This window comes from Mycobacterium sp., from assembly GCF_049278535.1.
Classification (GTDB): Bacteria; Actinomycetota; Actinomycetes; order Mycobacteriales; family Mycobacteriaceae; genus Mycobacterium.
Map to the genome: position 1 here is coordinate 1 of NZ_JBAPMI010000130.1, position 18,759 is coordinate 18,759.

The window sequence follows — 18,759 nt, forward strand, 5'->3', positions numbered from 1 at the left end:
GGCCGCCACCGCGCCCGCACCCGAAGCTCCGGTGCCGGCGCCTGCGCCCGAGGCCGCAGCCCCGGGCTTCAGTCCGGATTCGCCGCCGACCCAGGACTTCATGTATCCGTCGATCAGCAATAACTGCGGAGGCGATGGAGGCACGGTGATGGCGCCCGTGCTGTCAGTGGCCGGGCCCGCCAAGATCCCGGCGCCGGGTCCAAAAGCCGGGCAGACGGCCTACGTGTTCACGGCGGTTGGCACCTCGGGACCTGCCGACGTGCAGAAGCTCCCGCTGAATGTCACCTGGGTGAACCTCACCTCTGGCAAGTCGGGCAGCGCGACGCTCAAGCCGCAGGCCGACATCAACCCGCAGGGGCCGACAACGCTGACCGCCACCGTCGATACCGGCTCGGGCAGCATCATGTCGACGGTATTCGGGCAGGTCACGACCAAGGACAAGCAGTGCCAGTTCATGCCCACCATCGGCTCGACGGTGGTGCCCTGAGCCAGTCTTAACCGCCGGCGCGCGCCCATCGTCGTGTGCGCGCCGGCGGACCAGCTTTCAGTAGGCCAGCCCTGCTAGTAGGCCATGAAGAGAATTGCGTCCCGGTCGTACTCCAGACCTGGATGCGCGCTGGCCAGGTGGGCCTGCGTCAAGTCGACCAATTCGTCTTCGTCCTTGCCGGTGATCGCCTCGCCACACGGGCAATTCAGATGTGTCTTCACGTCGCCGCCTTTCCGGTTGACTTCTTGGCTGACTTCATCTGCTTCTTGTACGAACGGACTTTCTCGAGCGATCCCGCATCGGCGATGTCGGCAACCGACACGTGCGTGCCGGACTTGCCGAATTCGCCGGCCGCGGCCCGCCAACCCGTCGGGGTCACCGCGTACTGCTTGCCGAGCAATGCCAGAAATATCCGCGCCTTCTGCTCACCGAATCCGGGCAAGCCCTTGAGGCGTCGCAGCAACTCGGCCCCGTCGGGGTCCCCCGCGGTCCAGACCCCGGCCGCATCACCGTCGTAGCGATCCACGATGAGCTGCGCCAGTGTCTGGATCCGCTTGGCCATCGAGCCCGGAAAGCGGTGTATCGCAGGCTTTTCCGAGCACAGGGCGGCGAACTTGTCCGGGTCGTAGTCGGCGATCTCGGCCGCGTCGAAACCGTTCATCCGGTCGGCGATCTTCTTGGGACCGGAAAACGCGGTCTCCATCGGCACCTGCTGGTCGAGCAGCATGCCGACCAGCAGCGCGAAGGGGTTCTGCGACAGAAGTTGATCTGCGTCGGTGTTCTGCGCCAAGCAGAGCTGCACGGTCACGGCTCTAACCCAACCACACGACACCGGGCGAAGTGAATGGCTGGCCGGTGACTCTCCGGCGGCTACGGACTACCGTGGCGGAATGGCCAGCACACCTGCCGTTACCGGCCGCCACTTGAAAAACTTCGCCGGGTTCACCGGGCTGTCCTGCATCGTGATCGGGATCTACCACTTCGCGCTCGGCACCGCCTCGGTTCCGGGCGCGGCCGACGCCAACGCGACGGTGGATTCGCGCGAGCGGTTCTACTCCGCTTACTTCGCCGGCTACGGCCTGGCCTGGCTCGGCGCGGCTCGCAGATCGCCGATCCGCGCCGGCGAGGTACGCCTGCTGGCCGGGCTCATGTTGGTCAGCGCCGTCGGACGAGTGATCTCGCTGGTGCACAATGGACGGCCGCACTGGTTGCAGGAGGTGTTGACAGCGATCGAATTCATAGTGCCTGCAGCGTTTTTCGGAATCGCGGACGCCGACGAGAAGGCTGAACTGACGGCCGGGTAGGCGATTAACCGCTCTTACGGCGGAACTCCCGGCGATTGCCCGCCGCGCCGTGTGACCGCGGCCCCTTGGCGCCACCGTCTTTGTGATCGGCGCCGCCCGCTGACTTCGCCTTCTTGCGTTCGAGCGCTTCGCGGAATCTGCGCTTGTTGTCGTCTTCAGACGAGTCGGCCCCCGACTTCGATCCAGCCATAGCCCGCAGCCTAGCCTGCCGGCCACCGATCAGCATGATTCAGCGCAGGCCCGGCGGCATGCCGTAGACGTGCGCAATCGGCAGAGTAAGTACGACGCGACGGTCGGTCACCATCGCCTGCCGGTAGTCGTCCCAGTCCGGGTGTTCACCGGCGATGTTGCGGTACAAGGCGATCAGCGCTTCGACGGTGTCGTCGTCGGGCGCGGCAGCCGGCGGGGTCAGCGTCGCGGTGCCCTCGGCAACCGCATACGACCAGCCGTCGTCGGAACTGACGAGCAGCGAAGCGCGCGGATCGCGACGAAGGTTGCGGGTCTTGGCCCGTGGCTCGGTGACCGATACCTGGATGGCCGCATTGCGCGCGTCGAAGTAGTACGACACGTTGGACAGCTGCGGACGTCCGTCGCGCTTCAGGGTGGCCAGCACGCCCAGCGAGTTGTCGGCAATCACGGCCAGTAGTTTGTCGTCGAATACGTGGCGCCCCATGTCGAAAGCCTACGGGCCGATTCGCCCACGTCGCTACCATCGCGTTCATGACCCAGTACGCGGCATTCCTGCGCGGCGTCAACGTCGGCGGCGTCAACCTGAAAATGGCCGACGTGGCGACCGCCCTGTCCGACGCGGGATTCGCAGACGTCCGCACCATTCTGGCGACCGGCAACGTGACGCTGAATTCGCCGAAGGGCGCCGACGCGGTTCGCGCGACCGCCGAGAAAGCGCTGCGACAGCGGTTCGGGTACGACGCCTGGGTGCTGGTCTATCCCAGCAAGAAGGTGCGCTCAATCGTCGACGGCTACCCGTTCGACCCTGAAGTGGATGGATACCAGTCCTACGTCACGTTTGTCAGCGATACCGACGTGCTCGACGAACTCGCCGCACTGGCCGATGACCCAGGTGCCGACGAGAAGATTGCGCGCGGCCCCAAGTCGGCAGGCGTGATCTATTGGCAGGTGGCCAAGAATCACACGCTGGACAGCACCATCGGCAAAACGATGGGCAAGAAGCGATACAAGTCGTCGACCACGACCCGCAATCTGCGCACGCTGGTCAAAGTCCTGGCGGCTCAATCGTCCTCGTAGGACTCGAGGTAGCGCAGCGCCTCGGTCTTTCCGAGTCCCAGTCCTCGCGCGACATCAAGGTAGGCGCCGGCCGCGGCCGCCATCGCGCTGTCCGACGGATCGGCCCGGGCCACGAATGTGCCGAAGCGCCCCCGAGTTTCGACGACGCCGGCGCTCTCCAGCTCTCGATACGCCCGGGCCACGGTGTTGACGGCCAGGCCCAATTCGCCGGCCAACTCACGGACCGTCGGCAGCCTGCAGCCGGGCGGCAACGTGCCGACTCGGATGGCCTCGATGATCTGGTTGCGGAGTTGGTCGAACAGCGGTCGATCCGCTTGTCCGTCGATCCGCAACCACTCACCCGACTCCACCCGCTCAGTATCCCGCAGTCCCGCTATCTTGGTGGAGTGCGTATCACGGTGCTGTCCGGCGCGGGAATCTCCGCGGAGAGCGGCGTGCCAACGTTCCGCGACGACAAGAACGGGCTGTGGGCAAAGTTCGATCCCTACGAGTTGTCCAGCGTCCAAGGTTGGCAGCGCAATCCCGAACGGGTCTGGGGCTGGTATCTCTGGCGGCATTACCTGGTCGGCACTGTCGAACCCAACAACGGTCATCGCGCCGTCGCGGCGTGGCAGGACCATGCCGAGGTCAGCGTCGTCACGCAGAACGTCGACGACTTGCATGAGCGCGCCGGTAGTTCACCGGTGCATCATCTGCACGGGAGCCTGTTCGATTTCCGTTGCGCGACTTGCAGTCTGCCGTACAGAGGTGCCCTTCCAGAGATGCGCGAGCCCGCGCTGGAGGTCGAGCCGCCGTCGTGCGATTGCGGGGGTTTGATTCGGCCCGACATCGTGTGGTTCGGCGAGGCACTACCCGAGGAGCCGTGGCAGCAGGCAGTAGAGGCGACGAGCACCGCCGACGTAATGGTCGTGGTGGGCACCTCGAGCATCGTCTACCCGGCGGCGAGCCTGCCCGAGTTGGCGCTGTCGCGCGGCGTGGTCGTCGTCGAGGTCAACCCGGAGCCCACACCGCTGTCCAGCAGCGCCACGATCACCGTGCGCGAATCGGCCAGCGCTGCGCTGCCGACGCTGCTGCAACGGCTGCCTGCGCTGCTGAACTAAACCGGGCGCCGAGCCCGGCCCAGTACGAACTCCGACACCGGCAGCGGCACCCAGGCCGGCAATGCCTGCTCGGTTCGGGTGCGGTCGACATCGAACCCCGCGGACCGGATCGACTGCTCGGTGTGGCGATGAGCGTGGCAATTTCCCGCTAGCCTCGGCCATAACGTCGTCGCGTCGACGAACTGCTGTAACCGGCCCCGAATTCCCCCGCTGGCGACATGTTCAAGGTAGCGCAGCTCGCCTCCCGGTCGCAGCAATGAAAGCACTTGCCGTAGAACCGAGTCCGGCTCGGCAACCGAGCACAGCACCAGCGAGCACACCACCGCGTCGAACGGCTCGTCGGCCGAGAAACTCTCGACCGTCCGGTTGGTGACCTCGATCGGAACGGCCGCGCCGGCCGCAGCCTCCCGGGCCAGTCCGACCAGCCGTTGCTCGGGCTCGATCGCGACGACCTGTTCAACCGAATCAGGGTAGTACGCGAAGTTGGTCCCGGTGCCCGCACCCACCTCGAGCACCCGGCCGGACAACCCGGCCAGGTTGTCTCGGCGAGACGCACGCATCTGCTCGGTCTCGTGGGCGGCGATAGCGGGCCAGATCCGGGCGAAGAACGGATGGTCGACGGTGTACCCGGTCGATGACGTCATGCCTGTCCGCCTTTCGAAACGGTTGCTAGGAAGATCCTTGCACCAGCGACCCCAACTTCGTCAACCGCTCCACCACCTGCCCCGGGGTGGCGTCGGCGCCGACGAATTGGGCCGCCACCTGCCCGGAGAAGACGGCACGCATTACGCGGTCGGCGAACGCTTCGGCATCGCCGAACGGCAAGTGCGGCTTGGCAATCAACAGCGAAGCGACGCCATGCGCGACGCTCCACAGCTCAAGGGCGACCGCGGTCGCGTCGCCTCGCTGCAACACGCCCTCGTCCATCAACACATCGGCGGTGGCGCACATGTGCGCGAACGCAGAACTGGCCAGTGCGGCGTCGACGTTGCTGTCGGATTTCCACTCGCCCATCGTCGCGATCCGGTAGAGCTCGGGGTTTTGGGTGGCGAACCGGACATACGCCAACCCCTGTGCCCGCAGCACTTCAACGGTGGACGATTGTAATGCGGACACCCGCTGCATTTCCTCGTCGAGCTTCTCGAAGTAGCGCGCACACACCGCGTCCAGCAACGCGTCCTTGTCCTGGAAATGCAGGTAGATCGACGGGGGCGTCACACCCACCCGTTCTGCCACCGAGCGAATCGATACCGCCTTGGCGTGCCCGGTCTCCAACAGCAGTTCGGTTGCGACGTCGAGGATTTCGTCGCGCAGCAGATCACCGGATCCTCGCGGGGCGCGGCGCCGGCGAAGATTCTCGGTGGGCGGGCTAACCACCATCAACGACCGTCGCGGCGGTACGTGCGGACGCGCCGGCCGCAGCGCGGGCAGCAGGCTCCAGGTCGGACCGACGGTGCCGTCCGCCCGCAGGAGTGGCTGGCACCGGCGGCGGCGCGGGGTGTGACTCGCTGACCGCGAACCGATCATGCAGCCACATCAGCGGTTTGGGCGCCCACCAACTCCACCGCCCCAGGACGTGCATGAACGCCGGGACCAAGACCATCCGCACCAGCGTGGCATCGGTCAACACGGCTAAGGTCAGGCCCACACCGAACATCCGCATGAAGGACACCTGCGCAGCGATCAGCGCAGCGAACGAAATCGACATCACCAACGCGGCCGCGGTGACTACCCGGCCGGTACGCGCCAGCCCGAGCGCCACACTCTCGTCGTTGTCGGCGCGCTTGGTTTTGTTGTCCGCAGTGGCGGGTCGTGACGCGGCGGCGGTCAGCCAGTACTCCCGAATCCTGGAGACCAGGAACACCTCGTAGTCCATCGACAGCCCGAAGGCGACACAGAACAACAGCACCGGGATGTTGGCCACCAATGTGCCGCTCTGGGTGGTGCCCATCGCGCCGAGGTGGCCGTCCTGGAAGATCCACACCAGCGCACCGAACGCAGCAGTCAGCGATAAAATGTTGCACACCAATGCTTTCAGTGGCAGCAACACACTTCCGGTGAGCAAGAAAAGCAGCACAAAGGTGATGATGCCGATCAGCCCCAACACCACCGGCAGCCGGTTGGTGATCGCGATTACGCTGTCACGGTTGATCTCAGCCAGCCCGGACATCTGTACCGATTGGCCGGCCGGCCCGGGCACCGCATGCAACCGGTCGAGTTGGGTGTCAGAAGCCTCTGAGAACAACGGCGCGGTGCTGGCGATGGTCAAGAACGCGCTGCCCTGCTCCATGCCGGTAGCCGCCGACGGCGGTCCGACCTGCTTGCCGGCCACGAACGTTCCGGTCGGCGCCGACACCGCCGACACGTCAGGCACCCGGGACAGGTCGGCGGCGTACCGGCTGAGGTCGCCCGGACGCACCCCTCGAGCGTCCGGGACGACAACAGGCACCGCCGTCGCCGAGTCATCGGCGAAGTCCTTACGCAGCTGATCACCAACGACATGTGCCGACGCCGATGCCGGCAGCACCCGGTCGTCGGGCATCCCCCATTTCACCCCGAGGAAGGGCAGGCCCAGCACCAACAGCAGCGCGATGACCGCCAGGCCGATCGGCACGGCTCCGCGCATCACGAATTTGGTCGACCGGTACCAGAAGAGCTGCTCGACCGGTTTGTGCACCGGGTCCGGTCGACCGAGTATCCGGCGGCCCAATTTGCGGACGTCCAGCGCATCGAGCCGCGGCCCGAGCAGCACGATCGCCGCCGGAGTCACGACGATCGCGGCCACCGCGACAAACGCGACGGTGGCGATGCCCGCATACGCGAACGACTTCAAGAAGTACATCGGGAACAGCACCATGACCACCATCGACAACGCGACGGTGGTCGCCGAGAACAGCACCGTACGACCGGCGGTGGCCATGGTCCGGATCAGCGCTTGGTTCGGCTCGCTGCCGTCGGCCAGCTCGTCGCGATAACGGCTGATGATCAGCAAGGTGTAGTCGATGGCCAGGGCCAGCCCCAGCGCGGTGCTGAGGTTCAGCGCGTAGGTCGACACGTCGGTGACAAAGCTGATCAGCCGCAGTACCGACATGGATCCGACGATGGCCAGCCCGCCCAGGCAGACCGGTAGCGCCGCGGTCAGAAGTCCGCCGAAAACCCAGACCAGCACCAGGAAGCTCAGCGGTATCGCCAGCGACTCCATCAGCAACAGGTCGCGCTCGTTCTGACGGTTGATTTGGTCGTAGACCATCGCCGTTCCGCCGGCGCGAACGGTGACGCCGTCGCGGTCGTGTACGACGCGCGCAGCGATGCTCTTGGCGTAGTTCTGCGCGTTGTTCTCGCCGCCTTTGAGGTTGGCGACGATCAGTCCGGCTTTGCCGTCTTTGCTCACCAAGTCGGCGGCCAGCTGCGGTGGATGTGATGTCGGGCCGGTCCACGCCGAGACGACGTTGTACACCCCCGACGACCCCTGCACCTGCGCGACGATGTCGGTCGCCACGCGGCGGACCTGAGCGCTCTGCGCGCCGTCCGGGGCAGTCAGCACGATGACCAGCTGCTGATCGCTCTGGCCGAACTTGTCGGTCAACAGCTTGATCGCCTGGGCCGACTCCGAGGCAGGATCCTGGAAGCCGCCGGCAGACAGGCTCTTTGCGACCGGGAGCCCGAAGATCGCGGCCGCCACCAGAACCAAAGCGGCCACCGCGAGAATGCGCCGAGGGCCCGCGATGGCGAGGCGGGCGATCCGCTGAAGCATAGGTGTCCTTCCGCTCCGATACCGTCGGTAACTTATCAGCGATAAGTTACCTGTGCAACGTTCTGGGGCGAGGCTGACGCCTCACCAAGTAGAACGAGCCCGATACCCACGGTGGTTCAACGCCGCGCGTAACAACCAGGACATTTGCTGAGCCTACGCGGTTGAACGAGTGCCCAATAGTCAAGTTCCAATCATCCGGACGTTACGTCCGGACGCTTCGGGCCGACAGCCCTACTGGGGAGTAACAATTTCACGATTTTCCGAATCGTGACTCAAAGATTCCTTAAATGTTGCCCATACGCTCATCTACATGTGGATCGATGACTCCAGTGCCGACGTGATCAAAGCTGATTTCGAGGCTCTCTACCACGGCGACGTGCTGGTAGAGGGTGAGTGCTCGGAGCAGCTAGACGACTGGCACCCGCTGCCCAACGCCAGCTGACTCGCGCGACGCGCTCCTTTAGACAGGGAGCGTCACCGTGATGAGGCGATCGTCAGCCTCGGATACACCTTTGGTATTGCCGTATTGAGCAAAAAGCCCCCGCCAGGCGGGGGCTTTTTCGTGGACCGGTTACCGCCTTGATCAGCGCGGCGCCATCCGGATCGCGCCGTCCAGCCGGATGACCTCGCCATTGAGCATCGGGTTCTCGACGATGTGTACCGCCAGCGCGCCGTACTCGTCAGGGTTACCGAGCCGGCTCGGATGCGGCACCTGCTTGCCGAGCGACTCCCGAGCCGGCTCGGGCAGGCCGGCCAGTAGCGGGGTGTCGAACAGGCCAGGAGCGATCGTCATGACCCGGATGCCTTTGCTGGACAGGTCGCGTGCGATCGGGAGCGTCATGCCGACCACGCCGCCCTTTGACGCCGAGTACGCGGCCTGGCCGATCTGGCCGTCGTAGGCCGCGACCGACGCGGTGTTGATGATGACGCCGCGCTCCTCACCGATCAGGTCATGCTGCGCAATCCGCTCGGCGCCCAGCCGCAGCACGTTGAACGTGCCGATCAGGTTGATCTCGACCACCTTGCGGAACGCCTCCAGCGGAAACGCGCCGTCCTTGCCCAGCGTCTTGATGGCGTTACCGGTGCCGGCGCAGTTGATCACGATGCGCAGCGGCCCAAGCGATTCGGCGATGTCCAGCGCAGCGGTCACCGCTTTCTCGTCGGTGACGTCGGCCGGCGCGAAACGCGCGCGATCGCCCAGCTCGCGAACCACTTCCTCACCTTTGAGGTCGAGCACGACCACCTGCGCGCCGGCGTCAAGCAGCCGCCGGGTGGTGGCCAGGCCCAATCCGGACGCCCCGCCGGTGACGAGCGCTACGGCATCGTTGATCTGCACGTGCATTCCTTTCAAAGGGGTCGAGCTTTCAGAACGGTCGGGCCTCTCCCCCTGCGGCGAGCCGACCTACTGGTTGGCCGGGACTATACCCAGTCCTTGAGGACCGCTTCGGTGTCGGCTCCCGGCTGCCCTGGCGGGCGCGGCTGATCCGGCGTCGAGCGGGAGAACCGGGGCGCGGGCAATGGCTGCAGCCCGCCGTCGGCTTGATAGAAGGTGTTCCGCGCGGTGATGTGCGGCTCGGTCTCGACCTCGCCGAAGGCCAACACCGGCGTCACACAGGCATCGGAGTCCGCGAACACCTTGGCCCAGTGGTCGCGGTCGCGGCTGGCGAACGCCTCGGTGAATTTCGCCCGCAGCTCGGGCCAGCGGCTGCGGTCGTTCTGGTCCGGCAAGCTTGCGGGGTCAAGGCCGAGCCCGGCCAGCATCGCCGCGTAGAACTGCGACTCGATTGCGCCCACCGAGACGTAGCGGCCGTCCGCGCATTCGTAGGTGTCGTAGTAGGGCGCTCCGGTGTCGAGCATGTTGGTGCCGCGCTCGTCGGTCCACATGCCCAGGGCCCGCATCCCCCACATCATCTGCACCAGCACCGAAGACCCGTCGATCATTGCCGCGTCGACGACCTGTCCCTTACCGGACGTCTGCCGCTCCCACAGCGCTGAGAGGATGCCGAGCAGCAGGAACATCGAGCCGCCACCGAAGTCGCCGACCAGGTTCAGCGGCGGCACCGGCCGCTCGTTGGCCCGGCCGATGGCGTGCAGCACGCCGTTGAGCGAGATGTAGTTGATGTCGTGGCCGGCCTGCTTACTGCGCGGGCCGGTCTGCCCCCAGCCGGTCATCCGGCCGTAGATCAGCCGCTCGTTGACCTTGGCGCAGTCTTGCGGGCCCAGTCCCATCCGCTCGGTGACGCCGGGCCGGTAGCCCTCGATCAGAACATCGGCCTTGGCGACGAGTTTGAGCACCAGCTCGCGGCCCTCGTCGGACTTCAGGTCGGCGATGACGAAACGGCGGTTGCGCAGCATCGGGTCGGAACCGCTGGCGCCGGGGCGGTCGACCCGCACGACATCGGCACCGAGGTCGCCGAGAATCATCGCGGCGTGCGGGCCCGGCCCGATTCCGGCGAGCTCGATGACTCGCAATCCTGCTAGCGGACCCGCCATGTCTCCCGACCTCCTTGTCGACGCACCAAACCTTCAGGCATCTTCGCAGTCGGCCTCACTGAGGCTGCACTCCGGTGGCTTACAGTCGAGCCCATGACCGCTATCGATTCCGGAATCGACGCCCTCGCACCCGTGGACGGGCTTGCCGTCACCCTGGCCGATGGCGTGCTGTCGGTGACGATCGACCGTCCGGACAGCCTGAACTCGCTGACGCTGCCGGTCTTCGGCGGGCTGGCCGACGCACTGGAACGGGCCGCCAACGATTACCGGGTCAAAGTCGTGCGGTTGGGCGGAGCGGGCCGTGGCTTCTGCTCCGGAGCGGGAATGAGCGCCGACGATGTGGCCGGCGCCGGCCCCGGCGACGAGCTGATTTTGGCGGCCAACCGGGTGGTCCGGGCGATCACCGCGCTGCCACGGCCTGTGGTAGCCGTCGTTCAGGGACCAGCAGCCGGTGTCGGCGTCTCCATCGCCTTAGCGTGTGACCTCGTATTAGCTTCGGACACAGCGTTTTTCATGCTCGCGTTTACCAAGATCGGCCTGATGCCCGACGGTGGCGCCTCGGCGCTGATCGCGGCCGCGATCGGCCGGATCGGTGCGATGCGGATGGCCTTGTTGGCCGAACGACTGCCCGCCACCGACGCATTGGCCGCCGGGTTGATCACCGCCGTCTACCCGGCCGCCGACTTCGAGGTCGAGGTGGACAAGGTGGTATCGCGCCTGCTGACCGGCCCGGCGGTGGCGTTCGCCAAGACCAAGCACGCCATCAACTCGGCCACGCTCACTGAGTTGGAGCCCACCCTGCAGCGTGAGCTCGAGGGTCAGTCAGTGCTGCTGAACTCACACGACTTTCGCGAGGGTGCACGAGCTTTCCAGCAGCGCCGGGCGCCGGCCTTCACCGACAGCTGAACACAGACATTCATCAGGCTCAGATACCGAACAGCGGCGGCAACCCCAGCAGCACGACCAAAGTCCACGTGAAGTGGGTGAGGATCGGTGCCAGCACCCCGCCGGTGGCACGGCGCTCGAGCGCACACACCGTGCCGAGGATGAGCGCGGCGAAGGCGAGCATCGGGTTCCGACTGCTGGCCAATGTCGCGATCGCGTAGATCACGGTGGAGATCAACAACGGGTGATATCGGCCAAGCGCTGTGTAGAGCGCCCCACGGTAGAACAACTCCTCGCCGACAGCGGCCAACAGCGCGATGGCCATGGTCAGCCGCCACGATCCTTGGTCTGTGTACCGCAGCAAGCGGGTGATCAGTTCGGCGACAACCGGGATCTCCCGGACGACCAGCCCGCCGAGAATGAAGATCCCGCCGAGTAGCAAACCGATGGTGGTGCCGCTGACTACCGGGCGCTGGTTGCGGCCACGCCACCGTGCGCCGCCGAGATGCAACGGTCCGGAGACGAAAGCGCCCAGCGCCAACACGCCCGCCAGCGTCAGCGACCACCAGTAGAAAGCCGGTTCGCCGGGATGCCGGCGCAGCGCCATGCCCAACGTCGCAGCGCCGAGCACCAGCACGATCGCGACGATGATCCGTCTGCGTCGCACGACAGCGGGCGGTTCATTGTGCGGCACAGCGACATTGACGATTCCGCGGCGGATCTCTTCCAGCGCGCCGGGCTGGGGACTGACGTCGGTCATGCGAAGTGCACCTTCGGTGTCAAAGTGATTAGGAGGTCGAGTCCGGTCCGCAGGGCACCGGCGATCGGACCGGGGACAATGTCCACCAGACCGAGGCCGGGCCGCGCGATCGATGGAGTCACTATCGCAGCGAGCCGCTGCAGCCGCAGCGAATCGCCCCCGGCCCACGCCGGATCGCTGTCGGCGAGGTGGTGTGGGTCGGCCAACTGGTCGACTGGCCGCGGCCGGCGGTAAGACAGCGCGCGGCTGATCGCTTTTTCGGTGGAAAGCAACCCGCCGGGCGGATCGGAAACCAGATCCCGCAGACCCGTGCCGCTGGCCCGCATCGGATAGTCCAGCGACTCAACCAGATCCGCGGCCAACCCGTCGGGCACCGGCAGCGCGACCGCGGTGACCCGGGAGGCCACCATGGTATCCACACCCCAGACCGGCAGACCGGTGTGCCACTTACCCGAGATCCGCGCATAGGTCTTCAGCAGGTCGCGGTACGACGTGGTGTCCGGCCCGGCGATGTCGTAGGCGCCGGGCGGAACGCGCTCGGCGTCAGCGGCCGCGACAAGGTAGTGCAACACGTCGCGAATCGAGATCGGGTCGATCGGGTTGTCCATCCACTTCGGGATCGGGATCACCGGGAAGCGGTCGCCCACGTAGCGCATCATCTCGAACGACGTCGAGCCCGCGCCGAAGATGACTGCGGCGCCAAGCCACACCACTTCCGGGCCACCGTCGACGCTCAGCGCCTCGGCCACCTCGGCCCGGCTGGTCAGGTGTTCGGACAACTCCCCGTTGTCGGGGTCCACCGGCACGAAGCCACCGAGATACACGATGCGACGTACATTGGCGTCCTTGGCGGCGGTGGCGACGTTTCCCGCCGCGGCCCGGTCGGCGTCACGGAAGCCGGGCTGGCCGATCGCGTGCACCAGGTAGTAGACGACGTCGATCGGGCCCGCGCCGGCCAGCGCCGCGCGCGCCGATTCAGCGTCGCCGGCGTCCAGCTCAACCGCGGTGACATCGTCGGACCACCCCAGGTGGGCAAGCCGGGCTGGATCCCGGGTCGCGGCCAGCACCTGATGGCCGGCCTTAAGAAGCGCCGTGACCAGCCGCGATCCGACATATCCGGTAGCGCCGGTCACCAGGATTCGCACACTGTTCAACTTAGACAATCTTTGCGCGCTTCAAACACCGGAGTCCGCTTCTGCCACCAGCAATTACGCATACGTTGAATTAGCAGTCAGCACAGGCACATTGAACCGGCGGCGAAGGTATCTCGTATTCCCATTGTGGGCAACCTAATTCCGGGCACGCGTCCCGTAACACCTGACATCGAATTGTCGGAACTGACAAGGGGAACGCCGTCGGTCGCCTCGGTGGCCGTCGAGTTCCCGTCGAACCGGCACACCCAGGACGAAGTGATAGGCGCCTTGGCCGACTTCGCCGGTCCGGAGTTTCAACGGTTCGCCGCCACCAGCGGAGTTGAGACACGCCACCTTGCGCTGCCGCTGTCGCGATACCGAGAGCTCAGCGGCTTCACCGAAGCCAACGACGCTTACCTCGACATCGCCCTCGAACTGGGTGAGCGGTCGCTGAAATCGGCATTGGCACAAGCCGAAATCGAGCCGTCCGAGGTCGACGTCGTGTTCTCGACGACGGTCACCGGGCTCGCCGTTCCCTCACTTGAGGCAAGGCTGATGACGCGCCTGGGTTTTCGACGCGATGTCAAGCGCGTTCCGCTGTTCGGTCTGGGTTGTGTCGGCGGTGCTGCCGGAATGGCACGAGTGCACGATTACCTCCGGGCTTTCCCCGATCAGGTAGCGGCGCTGCTCGCGGTCGAATTGTGCTCATTAACCGTTCAACGCAAAGACCGTTCGATCGCGAATCTGGTCGCCTCCAGCCTATTCGGTGATGGTGCTGCTGCCGTCATCGCGACCGGGGCCGGCCGGCCACCGGCCGGACCGAAACTACTCGCCACGCGTAGCTGTACCTACCCGGACACCGAGGAAGTGCTGGGCTTTAACATCGGCACCGAGGGGTTCCGGATCGTGCTGTCGGTCGAGATCGCCACGGTCGTCGAGAAATACCTGGGTGACGACGTCCGCAACTTCCTCGCCGACTACGACCTGACCGTCGCCGACATCTCGAGTTGGGTCTTGCACGCGGCTGGTCCAAAGGTGATCGACGCGGTCGAAAATGCGCTTGATGTGCCCGTAGAAGCCTTCGAACTCACCCGAAAGTCTCTGCGGGACAACGGAAACCTGTCGTCTGTTTCCGTGCTGGATATCCTCCGGGACACCATGACCGACCCACCACCCCCGGGCTCGATCGGGCTGATGATCGCCATGGGCCCCGGCTTCTCCGCCGAGCTCGTGCTGCTCGGCTGGTAGGCCATGTACTACCTGCTGATCCTGGCCGTCGGCATCGAACGGCTTATAGAGCTGGTGGTAGCCAAACGCAACGCGCGATGGGCGTTCAGCCACGGCGGCAAGGAATTTGGTCACGACCACTATCCGGTAATGGTCACCCTGCACACGGCGCTGCTACTGGGCTGCGTCATCGAAGTGTGGGCTCTGCACCGGCCCTTTATCGGATGGCTGGGTTGGCCGATGCTTGCCGTGGTGGCGGCTAGCCAAGCGCTGCGCTGGTGGTGTGTGACCACACTGGGTCGACGCTGGAACACCTTGGTCATCGTGCTGCCGGAGGCCCCGTTGGTACGGCGCGGGCCGTACAGGTGGCTGCACCACCCAAACTATGTGGCCGTGGTGGCCGAGGGGCTCGCGCTGCCCCTCGTGCACACCGCGTGGTTGACCGCCATCGGCTTTACGCTGGCCAACTGGCTGCTGCTAAGGGTACGGATCAGGGTTGAGAACTCGGCGCTGGGCTATGCATGATGCGCGTCGCGACAATGCACTGCACACCGATGCTGAGGAGCGGCGCCAATGATGTATGACGCCGACCTGCTGATCGCCGGTGGCGGCCCGGCCGGTCTTGCTGCGGCGATAAATGCTCGCCAACAAGGGCTTTCGGTAATCGTGGCGGAACCGCGAAACGATCCGATTGACAAGGCGTGCGGCGAGGGCCTGATGCCCGGCGGCTTGACCGAACTGGCGTCGCTGGGCGTCGACCCGGCTGGGATGCCATTGCGAGGTATCGCCTATCTGGACGAACGCCGCCGAGCCGAGGCACCTTTCCGCGGCGGCCCGGGGCGCGGAGTCCGACGTACCACTTTGCACGCCGCGCTGGCATCACGCGCCAAAGAACAAGACACCGAATGGGTCTCGACGCGCATCACCAGTGTCGAGCAAGATACCCACGGCGTCGCGGCGGCCGGGATCCGCGCGAAATGGTTGATTGCCGCCGACGGACTGCATTCGGCGGTCCGTCGCGCCGTCGGCATCGACACGGTGGCCGGAACACCTCGACGGTACGGGGTGCGCTGGCATTACCGGGTGCCGGCGTGGTCGGAGTTCGTCGAGGTGTACTGGTCGCGCTGGGGTGAGGCGTATGTGACACCGGTCGAGCCGGACCTGGTGGGCGTGGCCATCCTGTCCCGTCACCCTCCCGAACTTGCCTGGTTCCGACAGCTGGCACACCATCTGCATGGCGCCAGCCGTGGGCGAGCACGAGGCTGCGGACCTATGCGGCAAGTCGTCGCCCGTCGCGTCGCCGGCCGAGTGCTGTTGGTCGGCGATGCGGCCGGATACGAGGATGCCCTGACCGGTGAGGGTGTCAGCCTTGCCGTCAAGCAAGCCGCCGCGGCAGTGCGCGCCATCACGGATGACATGCCGTCGTCATACGAATCGGCCTGGCATCGCGTCACCCGCGACTACCGACTGCTCACCCGCGGGCTGGTGCTGACAACCGTGCCGAAGGCGGCGCGGCACGCCATCGTGCCGGCATGCACGCTGCTACCTGGCGTTTTCGAGCAGGCTGTGCACATATTGGCGCGCTGACTCACCGGGGTGTCCGGGTGTCACACCTATCCCACTCCCGGCGGAGGCCCGACTCTTCGGCTGTATCGGGGTTAAGCTCCAACTACTCGGATTGAACTAGCCGAGCCGTCAATTCGTACCAGATAGTATGACAGCACGCCCGATTTTCCCCGGATTGCAAGGGGTGAACGCCAACATGACACCGACCCCGTCCATCGCGGCAGTAGCGGTCGAATTTCCACCGCATCAAGTCAGTCAGGCTGAAGCGATTTCCGGCCTTACCGGATTCGGCGGCCAGGAATTCGATCGTTTCGGAGCCAGCGCAGGAGTGGAGAAGCGCCGGATCGCGTTGCCGCTTGAGGAATACGGCAAGTTGAGCGGCTTCACCGAAGCCAACGACACGTTCATCGAGGTCGCGCTGACGCTCGGCGAGCGCGCGATCCTGGCGGCACTGGACGCCGCCAACGTCGCGCCAGACGAAGTCGACGTCGTGTTCTCAACGACGGTCACCGGCCTGGCGGTACCCACCCTGGAAGCCCGGTTGGCGACGCGCCTGGGCTTCCGGTCCGACGTCAAGCGAGTCCCCCTCTTCGGTCTCGGCTGTGTTGCCGGCGCCGCCGGTGTGGCTCGCATGCACGACTATCTGCTGGCGTTCCCCGAGCAGGTCTCGCTGCTGCTGGCCGTCGAACTGTGTTCGCTGACGCTGCAGCGCGACGACCTCTCGGTCGCCAATCTGGTCGCCGCGAGCCTGTTTGGCGACGGCGCGGCCGCCGTCGTCGCAAAGGGGTCCGCTCGCACACCGGCCGGCCCCAGGGTGCTGGCCACCCGCAGCCGGATCTATCCCGACACCGAGGACGTGATGGGCTGGGACATCGGCAGTACCGGCTTCAAGATCAAGCTGTCTACCGAGGTGGCCACCGTCGCGGAAAAGTATGTCGGCGACGACGTGCGCAACTTCCTGAATGAGTTCGGCCTGACGCCTGCCGACATCTCGACCTGGGTCTGCCACCCCGGCGGCCCCAAGGTGATCGAGGCGATCGAGAACACTCTCGATCTCCCGCCAACCGCCATGGACCACACCCGAAACTCGCTGCGCGAGAACGCGAATTTGTCATCTGTGTCGGTGCTCGATGTGCTCCACAGGAACATGGCCGATCCGCCGCCGCCGGGATCGTTCGGGCTGATGATCGCGATGGGTCCGGCGTTCTGCTCGGAACTCGTGCTGCTCGGCTGGTAGCCGGTGTACTACCTGCTGATCTTGGCGATCGGCGTCGAGCGTCTCGTCGAGCTGATCGTTTCCAAGCGAAATGCCCAATGGGCCTTTGCGCACGGCGGCAAGGAGTTCGGTCGTCGCCATTACCCGGTGATGGTCAGCATCCACACCGCGTTGCTGGTCGGCTGCGTCGTCGAAGTGTGGGCGCTGCACCGGCCGTTCCTGCCGTGGCTGGGCTGGCCGATGCTGGTCGTGGTCGCCATGAGTCAAGTGCTGCGGTGGTGGTGCGTGACAACACTCGGCCACCGGTGGAACACGCTGGTGATCGTGGTCCCGGACGCGCCGCTGGTGCGACGTGGCCCCTACCGGTGGCTGCATCACCCGAATTACGTGGCCGTGGTCGCCGAGGGAATCGCGCTGCCGCTGGTCCACACGGCGTGGCTGACCGCCGTCTGCTTCACCGTGGCCAACGCGCTGTTGCTCGGTGTGCGGATCCGGGTCGAGAACGCAGCTCTGGGCTACGCGTGAGCCGCGCATGACTCTGTACGACGCCGATCTGCTGGTGGTCGGCGGTGGTCCCGGCGGGCTGGCCACGGCGTTACACGCTCGCCGGCAAGGACTTTCGGTGATCGTGGCCGAGCCGCGGCCAACCCCCGTCGACAAGGCGTGCGGCGAAGGCCTGATGCCCGGCGGTCTGGCCGAGCTGACGTCACTCGGCGTCGACCCGGCGGGCCTGCCGTTCCGCGGCATCGCCTACCTGAATGAGCACCGACGCGCCGAAGCGCATTTTCGAGACGGGGCGGGCCGGGTCAGCCCGGGCCGCGGGATACGGCGCACCACATTGCACGCCGCGATGGCCGCTCGGGCCAAAGAGCAAGACACCGAATGGGTTTCGACGCGCGTCACCGGTGTCGAGCAAGACGCGTCCGGGGTCACCGCTGCCGGGGTGCGCGCCAGATGGCTGGTGGCAGCCGATGGCTTGCACTCGACGGTTCGCTCCGCGGTCGGAATCAGCGCGGCGGCGGGAACACCGCGGCGATACGGTGTGCGCTGGCACTTTTCGGTGCCCCCCTGGTCAGAGTTCGTCGAGGTGTACTGGTCGCCCTGGGGTGAGGCCTACGTGACGCCGGTCGAGCACGACCTGGTCGGAGTGGCGATCCTGTCCCGCGGTCAGCCCGACCTCGCCTGGTTCCCACGGCTGACGCGACAACTGGGCGATGCCGGCCACGGGCGGGCACGCGGCTGCGGCCCACTGCGACAAGTGGTTTCCCGGCGGGTATCGGGGCGAGTGCTCTTGGTCGGCGACGCAGCGGGATACGAGGATGCGCTGACCGGCGAAGGCATCAGCCTGGCCGTCAAGCAAGCCGGTGCGGCCGTGGCTGCAATCGTCGACGAGCACCCGTCGTCCTACGAGGTCGCGTGGCGCCGGATCACCCGCGACTACCGGTTGCTCACCCGTGGGCTGGTGTTGGCCACGGCGTCACGTGCGGGCCGACGCGCAGTCGTCCCGGCGGCCGGCCTGTTTCCCGCCGTGTTCAACCGTGCGGTGAACACGTTGGCACGCTGACGTT

23 protein-coding genes and 1 pseudogene are annotated in these 18,759 nt (G+C 66.1%); 12 read left to right on the top strand and 12 right to left on the bottom strand.

What is annotated here, in order from left to right:
- Window positions 1–487 (top strand): annotated as a pseudogene (locus tag WAO18_RS08250) (hypothetical protein); the annotation flags it as partial.
- A 74-nt stretch (window positions 488–561) separates the two neighbouring features.
- On the opposite strand, the gene WAO18_RS08255 reads toward WAO18_RS08250, so the two are convergent.
- Complete coding sequence (locus tag WAO18_RS08255; protein WP_067334757.1) at window positions 562–708, bottom strand: DUF1059 domain-containing protein; 147 nt, start codon at window positions 706–708, stop codon at window positions 562–564.
- The gene (locus WAO18_RS08260) at window positions 705–1,289 is read right to left on the bottom strand and encodes an HhH-GPD-type base excision DNA repair protein (RefSeq protein ID WP_422205499.1); all 585 of its coding nucleotides are present in this window, start codon (window positions 1,287–1,289) and stop codon (window positions 705–707) included. Before WAO18_RS08260 ends, WAO18_RS08255 begins: the two co-directional genes overlap by 4 nt.
- Before the next feature lie 88 nt (window positions 1,290–1,377).
- On the opposite strand from WAO18_RS08260, the gene WAO18_RS08265 reads away from it, so the two are divergent.
- A complete protein-coding gene (locus tag WAO18_RS08265; protein WP_422205420.1) occupies window positions 1,378–1,791 on the top strand; it encodes a DUF4345 domain-containing protein in 414 nt (137 codons plus the stop codon).
- A gap of 4 nt (window positions 1,792–1,795) precedes the next feature.
- Here WAO18_RS08265 and WAO18_RS08270 read toward each other — a convergent pair whose 3' ends face one another.
- On the bottom strand, window positions 1,796–1,981 hold the full coding sequence (locus WAO18_RS08270; RefSeq protein WP_422205422.1) for a DUF5302 domain-containing protein: 186 nt from the start codon (window positions 1,979–1,981) through the stop codon (window positions 1,796–1,798).
- Window positions 1,982–2,020: 39 nt separating this feature from the next.
- Entirely contained in the window at window positions 2,021–2,464 is a 444-nt protein-coding gene (locus WAO18_RS08275; RefSeq protein ID WP_422205423.1) for a PPOX class F420-dependent oxidoreductase, read from the bottom strand.
- 47 nt (window positions 2,465–2,511) lie between these two features.
- Here WAO18_RS08275 and WAO18_RS08280 point away from each other — a divergent pair, with 47 nt between their 5' ends.
- Window positions 2,512–3,057: a DUF1697 domain-containing protein gene (locus WAO18_RS08280; protein ID WP_422205425.1), complete on the top strand. Its 546-nt coding sequence runs from the start codon at window positions 2,512–2,514 to the stop codon at window positions 3,055–3,057.
- Here WAO18_RS08280 and WAO18_RS08285 read toward each other — a convergent pair.
- Window positions 3,042–3,407 (bottom strand): GntR family transcriptional regulator, encoded by a 366-nt coding sequence (locus tag WAO18_RS08285; RefSeq protein WP_422205427.1) that lies wholly within the window; start codon window positions 3,405–3,407, stop codon window positions 3,042–3,044. The genes WAO18_RS08280 and WAO18_RS08285 overlap by 16 nt on opposite strands.
- 36 nt (window positions 3,408–3,443) lie before the next feature.
- Between WAO18_RS08285 and WAO18_RS08290 the strand changes: the two genes are divergently transcribed.
- The gene (locus tag WAO18_RS08290) at window positions 3,444–4,157 is read left to right on the top strand and encodes an SIR2 family NAD-dependent protein deacylase (RefSeq protein WP_422205428.1); all 714 of its coding nucleotides are present in this window, start codon (window positions 3,444–3,446) and stop codon (window positions 4,155–4,157) included.
- Here WAO18_RS08290 and WAO18_RS08295 read toward each other — a convergent pair.
- Genes WAO18_RS08295 through WAO18_RS08305 form a run of 3 tightly spaced genes read right to left on the bottom strand, consistent with a single transcriptional unit; the run spans window position 4,154 to window position 7,911 of the window.
- Window positions 4,154–4,801, bottom strand: coding sequence for a class I SAM-dependent methyltransferase (locus WAO18_RS08295; RefSeq protein ID WP_422205429.1), 648 nt, complete (start codon window positions 4,799–4,801; stop codon window positions 4,154–4,156). The two genes, WAO18_RS08290 and WAO18_RS08295, sit on opposite strands and share 4 nt — an antisense overlap.
- Window positions 4,802–4,826: 25 nt before the next feature.
- Window positions 4,827–5,537 (bottom strand): TetR/AcrR family transcriptional regulator, encoded by a 711-nt coding sequence (locus WAO18_RS08300; RefSeq protein ID WP_422205431.1) that lies wholly within the window; start codon window positions 5,535–5,537, stop codon window positions 4,827–4,829.
- Window positions 5,527–7,911 carry an MMPL family transporter gene (locus WAO18_RS08305; protein ID WP_422205433.1) on the bottom strand — a complete coding sequence of 795 codons (2,385 nt, stop codon included), beginning with the start codon at window positions 7,909–7,911 and terminating at the stop codon, window positions 5,527–5,529. Before WAO18_RS08305 ends, WAO18_RS08300 begins: the two co-directional genes overlap by 11 nt.
- Before the next feature lie 310 nt (window positions 7,912–8,221).
- On the opposite strand from WAO18_RS08305, the gene WAO18_RS08310 reads away from it, so the two are divergent.
- Window positions 8,222–8,353, top strand: coding sequence for a hypothetical protein (locus WAO18_RS08310; RefSeq protein WP_422205434.1), 132 nt, complete (start codon window positions 8,222–8,224; stop codon window positions 8,351–8,353).
- Window positions 8,354–8,494: 141 nt separating this feature from the next.
- Here WAO18_RS08310 and WAO18_RS08315 read toward each other — a convergent pair whose 3' ends face one another.
- Together WAO18_RS08315 and WAO18_RS08320 are read right to left on the bottom strand one after the other, a co-directional pair.
- On the bottom strand, window positions 8,495–9,247 hold the full coding sequence (locus WAO18_RS08315) for a 3-hydroxyacyl-CoA dehydrogenase (protein WP_422205435.1): 753 nt from the start codon (window positions 9,245–9,247) through the stop codon (window positions 8,495–8,497).
- 83 nt (window positions 9,248–9,330) lie between these two features.
- Complete coding sequence (locus WAO18_RS08320; protein WP_422205437.1) at window positions 9,331–10,404, bottom strand: CaiB/BaiF CoA transferase family protein; 1,074 nt, start codon at window positions 10,402–10,404, stop codon at window positions 9,331–9,333.
- A 93-nt stretch (window positions 10,405–10,497) separates the two neighbouring features.
- Between WAO18_RS08320 and WAO18_RS08325 the strand changes: the two genes are divergently transcribed.
- Window positions 10,498–11,310, top strand: a complete 813-nt coding sequence (locus WAO18_RS08325; protein ID WP_422205438.1) for an enoyl-CoA hydratase — start codon at window positions 10,498–10,500, stop codon at window positions 11,308–11,310.
- 19 nt (window positions 11,311–11,329) lie between these two features.
- On the opposite strand, the gene WAO18_RS08330 is transcribed toward WAO18_RS08325, so the two are convergent.
- Window positions 11,330–12,049 carry a CPBP family intramembrane glutamic endopeptidase gene (locus WAO18_RS08330; protein WP_422205440.1) on the bottom strand — a complete coding sequence of 240 codons (720 nt, stop codon included), beginning with the start codon at window positions 12,047–12,049 and terminating at the stop codon, window positions 11,330–11,332.
- Window positions 12,046–13,194 (bottom strand): NAD(P)H-binding protein, encoded by a 1,149-nt coding sequence (locus WAO18_RS08335; RefSeq protein ID WP_422205442.1) that lies wholly within the window; start codon window positions 13,192–13,194, stop codon window positions 12,046–12,048. The genes WAO18_RS08330 and WAO18_RS08335 overlap by 4 nt, the downstream gene beginning before the upstream one ends.
- 192 nt (window positions 13,195–13,386) lie before the next feature.
- Between WAO18_RS08335 and WAO18_RS08340 the strand changes: the two genes are divergently transcribed.
- The 6 genes from WAO18_RS08340 to WAO18_RS08365 all read left to right on the top strand — a co-directional run bounded on the left by WAO18_RS08340 (window position 13,387) and on the right by WAO18_RS08365 (window position 18,755).
- Complete coding sequence (locus WAO18_RS08340) at window positions 13,387–14,430, top strand: type III polyketide synthase (RefSeq protein ID WP_422205500.1); 1,044 nt, start codon at window positions 13,387–13,389, stop codon at window positions 14,428–14,430.
- A 3-nt stretch (window positions 14,431–14,433) separates the two neighbouring features.
- Window positions 14,434–14,934 (top strand): isoprenylcysteine carboxyl methyltransferase family protein, encoded by a 501-nt coding sequence (locus WAO18_RS08345; protein WP_422205444.1) that lies wholly within the window; start codon window positions 14,434–14,436, stop codon window positions 14,932–14,934.
- 48 nt (window positions 14,935–14,982) lie between these two features.
- The gene (locus tag WAO18_RS08350; RefSeq protein ID WP_422205445.1) at window positions 14,983–15,996 is read left to right on the top strand and encodes an NAD(P)/FAD-dependent oxidoreductase; all 1,014 of its coding nucleotides are present in this window, start codon (window positions 14,983–14,985) and stop codon (window positions 15,994–15,996) included.
- Between the two features lie 175 nt (window positions 15,997–16,171).
- Window positions 16,172–17,212: a type III polyketide synthase gene (locus WAO18_RS08355; RefSeq protein WP_422205447.1), complete on the top strand. Its 1,041-nt coding sequence runs from the start codon at window positions 16,172–16,174 to the stop codon at window positions 17,210–17,212.
- Between the two features lie 3 nt (window positions 17,213–17,215).
- Complete coding sequence (locus tag WAO18_RS08360; RefSeq protein ID WP_422205449.1) at window positions 17,216–17,716, top strand: isoprenylcysteine carboxyl methyltransferase family protein; 501 nt, start codon at window positions 17,216–17,218, stop codon at window positions 17,714–17,716.
- 7 nt (window positions 17,717–17,723) lie between these two features.
- Window positions 17,724–18,755 (top strand): NAD(P)/FAD-dependent oxidoreductase, encoded by a 1,032-nt coding sequence (locus WAO18_RS08365; protein WP_422205451.1) that lies wholly within the window; start codon window positions 17,724–17,726, stop codon window positions 18,753–18,755.
- Window positions 18,756–18,759 lie beyond the last annotated feature (4 nt).

Coding starts and splice junctions, on each gene's coding strand:
- WAO18_RS08265 (WP_422205420.1), top strand. CDS start 1,378: ATGGCCAGCACACCTGCCGTTACCGGCCGCCACTTGAAAAACTTCGCC.
- WAO18_RS08270 (WP_422205422.1), bottom strand. CDS start 1,981: ATGGCTGGATCGAAGTCGGGGGCCGACTCGTCTGAAGACGACAACAAG.
- WAO18_RS08275 (WP_422205423.1), bottom strand. CDS start 2,464: ATGGGGCGCCACGTATTCGACGACAAACTACTGGCCGTGATTGCCGAC.
- WAO18_RS08280 (WP_422205425.1), top strand. CDS start 2,512: ATGACCCAGTACGCGGCATTCCTGCGCGGCGTCAACGTCGGCGGCGTC.
- WAO18_RS08295 (WP_422205429.1), bottom strand. CDS start 4,801: ATGACGTCATCGACCGGGTACACCGTCGACCATCCGTTCTTCGCCCGG.
- WAO18_RS08300 (WP_422205431.1), bottom strand. CDS start 5,537: ATGGTGGTTAGCCCGCCCACCGAGAATCTTCGCCGGCGCCGCGCCCCG.
- WAO18_RS08305 (WP_422205433.1), bottom strand. CDS start 7,911: ATGCTTCAGCGGATCGCCCGCCTCGCCATCGCGGGCCCTCGGCGCATT.
- WAO18_RS08310 (WP_422205434.1), top strand. CDS start 8,222: ATGTGGATCGATGACTCCAGTGCCGACGTGATCAAAGCTGATTTCGAG.
- WAO18_RS08320 (WP_422205437.1), bottom strand. CDS start 10,404: ATGGCGGGTCCGCTAGCAGGATTGCGAGTCATCGAGCTCGCCGGAATC.
- WAO18_RS08325 (WP_422205438.1), top strand. CDS start 10,498: ATGACCGCTATCGATTCCGGAATCGACGCCCTCGCACCCGTGGACGGG.
- WAO18_RS08330 (WP_422205440.1), bottom strand. CDS start 12,049: ATGACCGACGTCAGTCCCCAGCCCGGCGCGCTGGAAGAGATCCGCCGC.
- WAO18_RS08345 (WP_422205444.1), top strand. CDS start 14,434: ATGTACTACCTGCTGATCCTGGCCGTCGGCATCGAACGGCTTATAGAG.
- WAO18_RS08350 (WP_422205445.1), top strand. CDS start 14,983: ATGATGTATGACGCCGACCTGCTGATCGCCGGTGGCGGCCCGGCCGGT.
- WAO18_RS08355 (WP_422205447.1), top strand. CDS start 16,172: ATGACACCGACCCCGTCCATCGCGGCAGTAGCGGTCGAATTTCCACCG.
- WAO18_RS08365 (WP_422205451.1), top strand. CDS start 17,724: ATGACTCTGTACGACGCCGATCTGCTGGTGGTCGGCGGTGGTCCCGGC.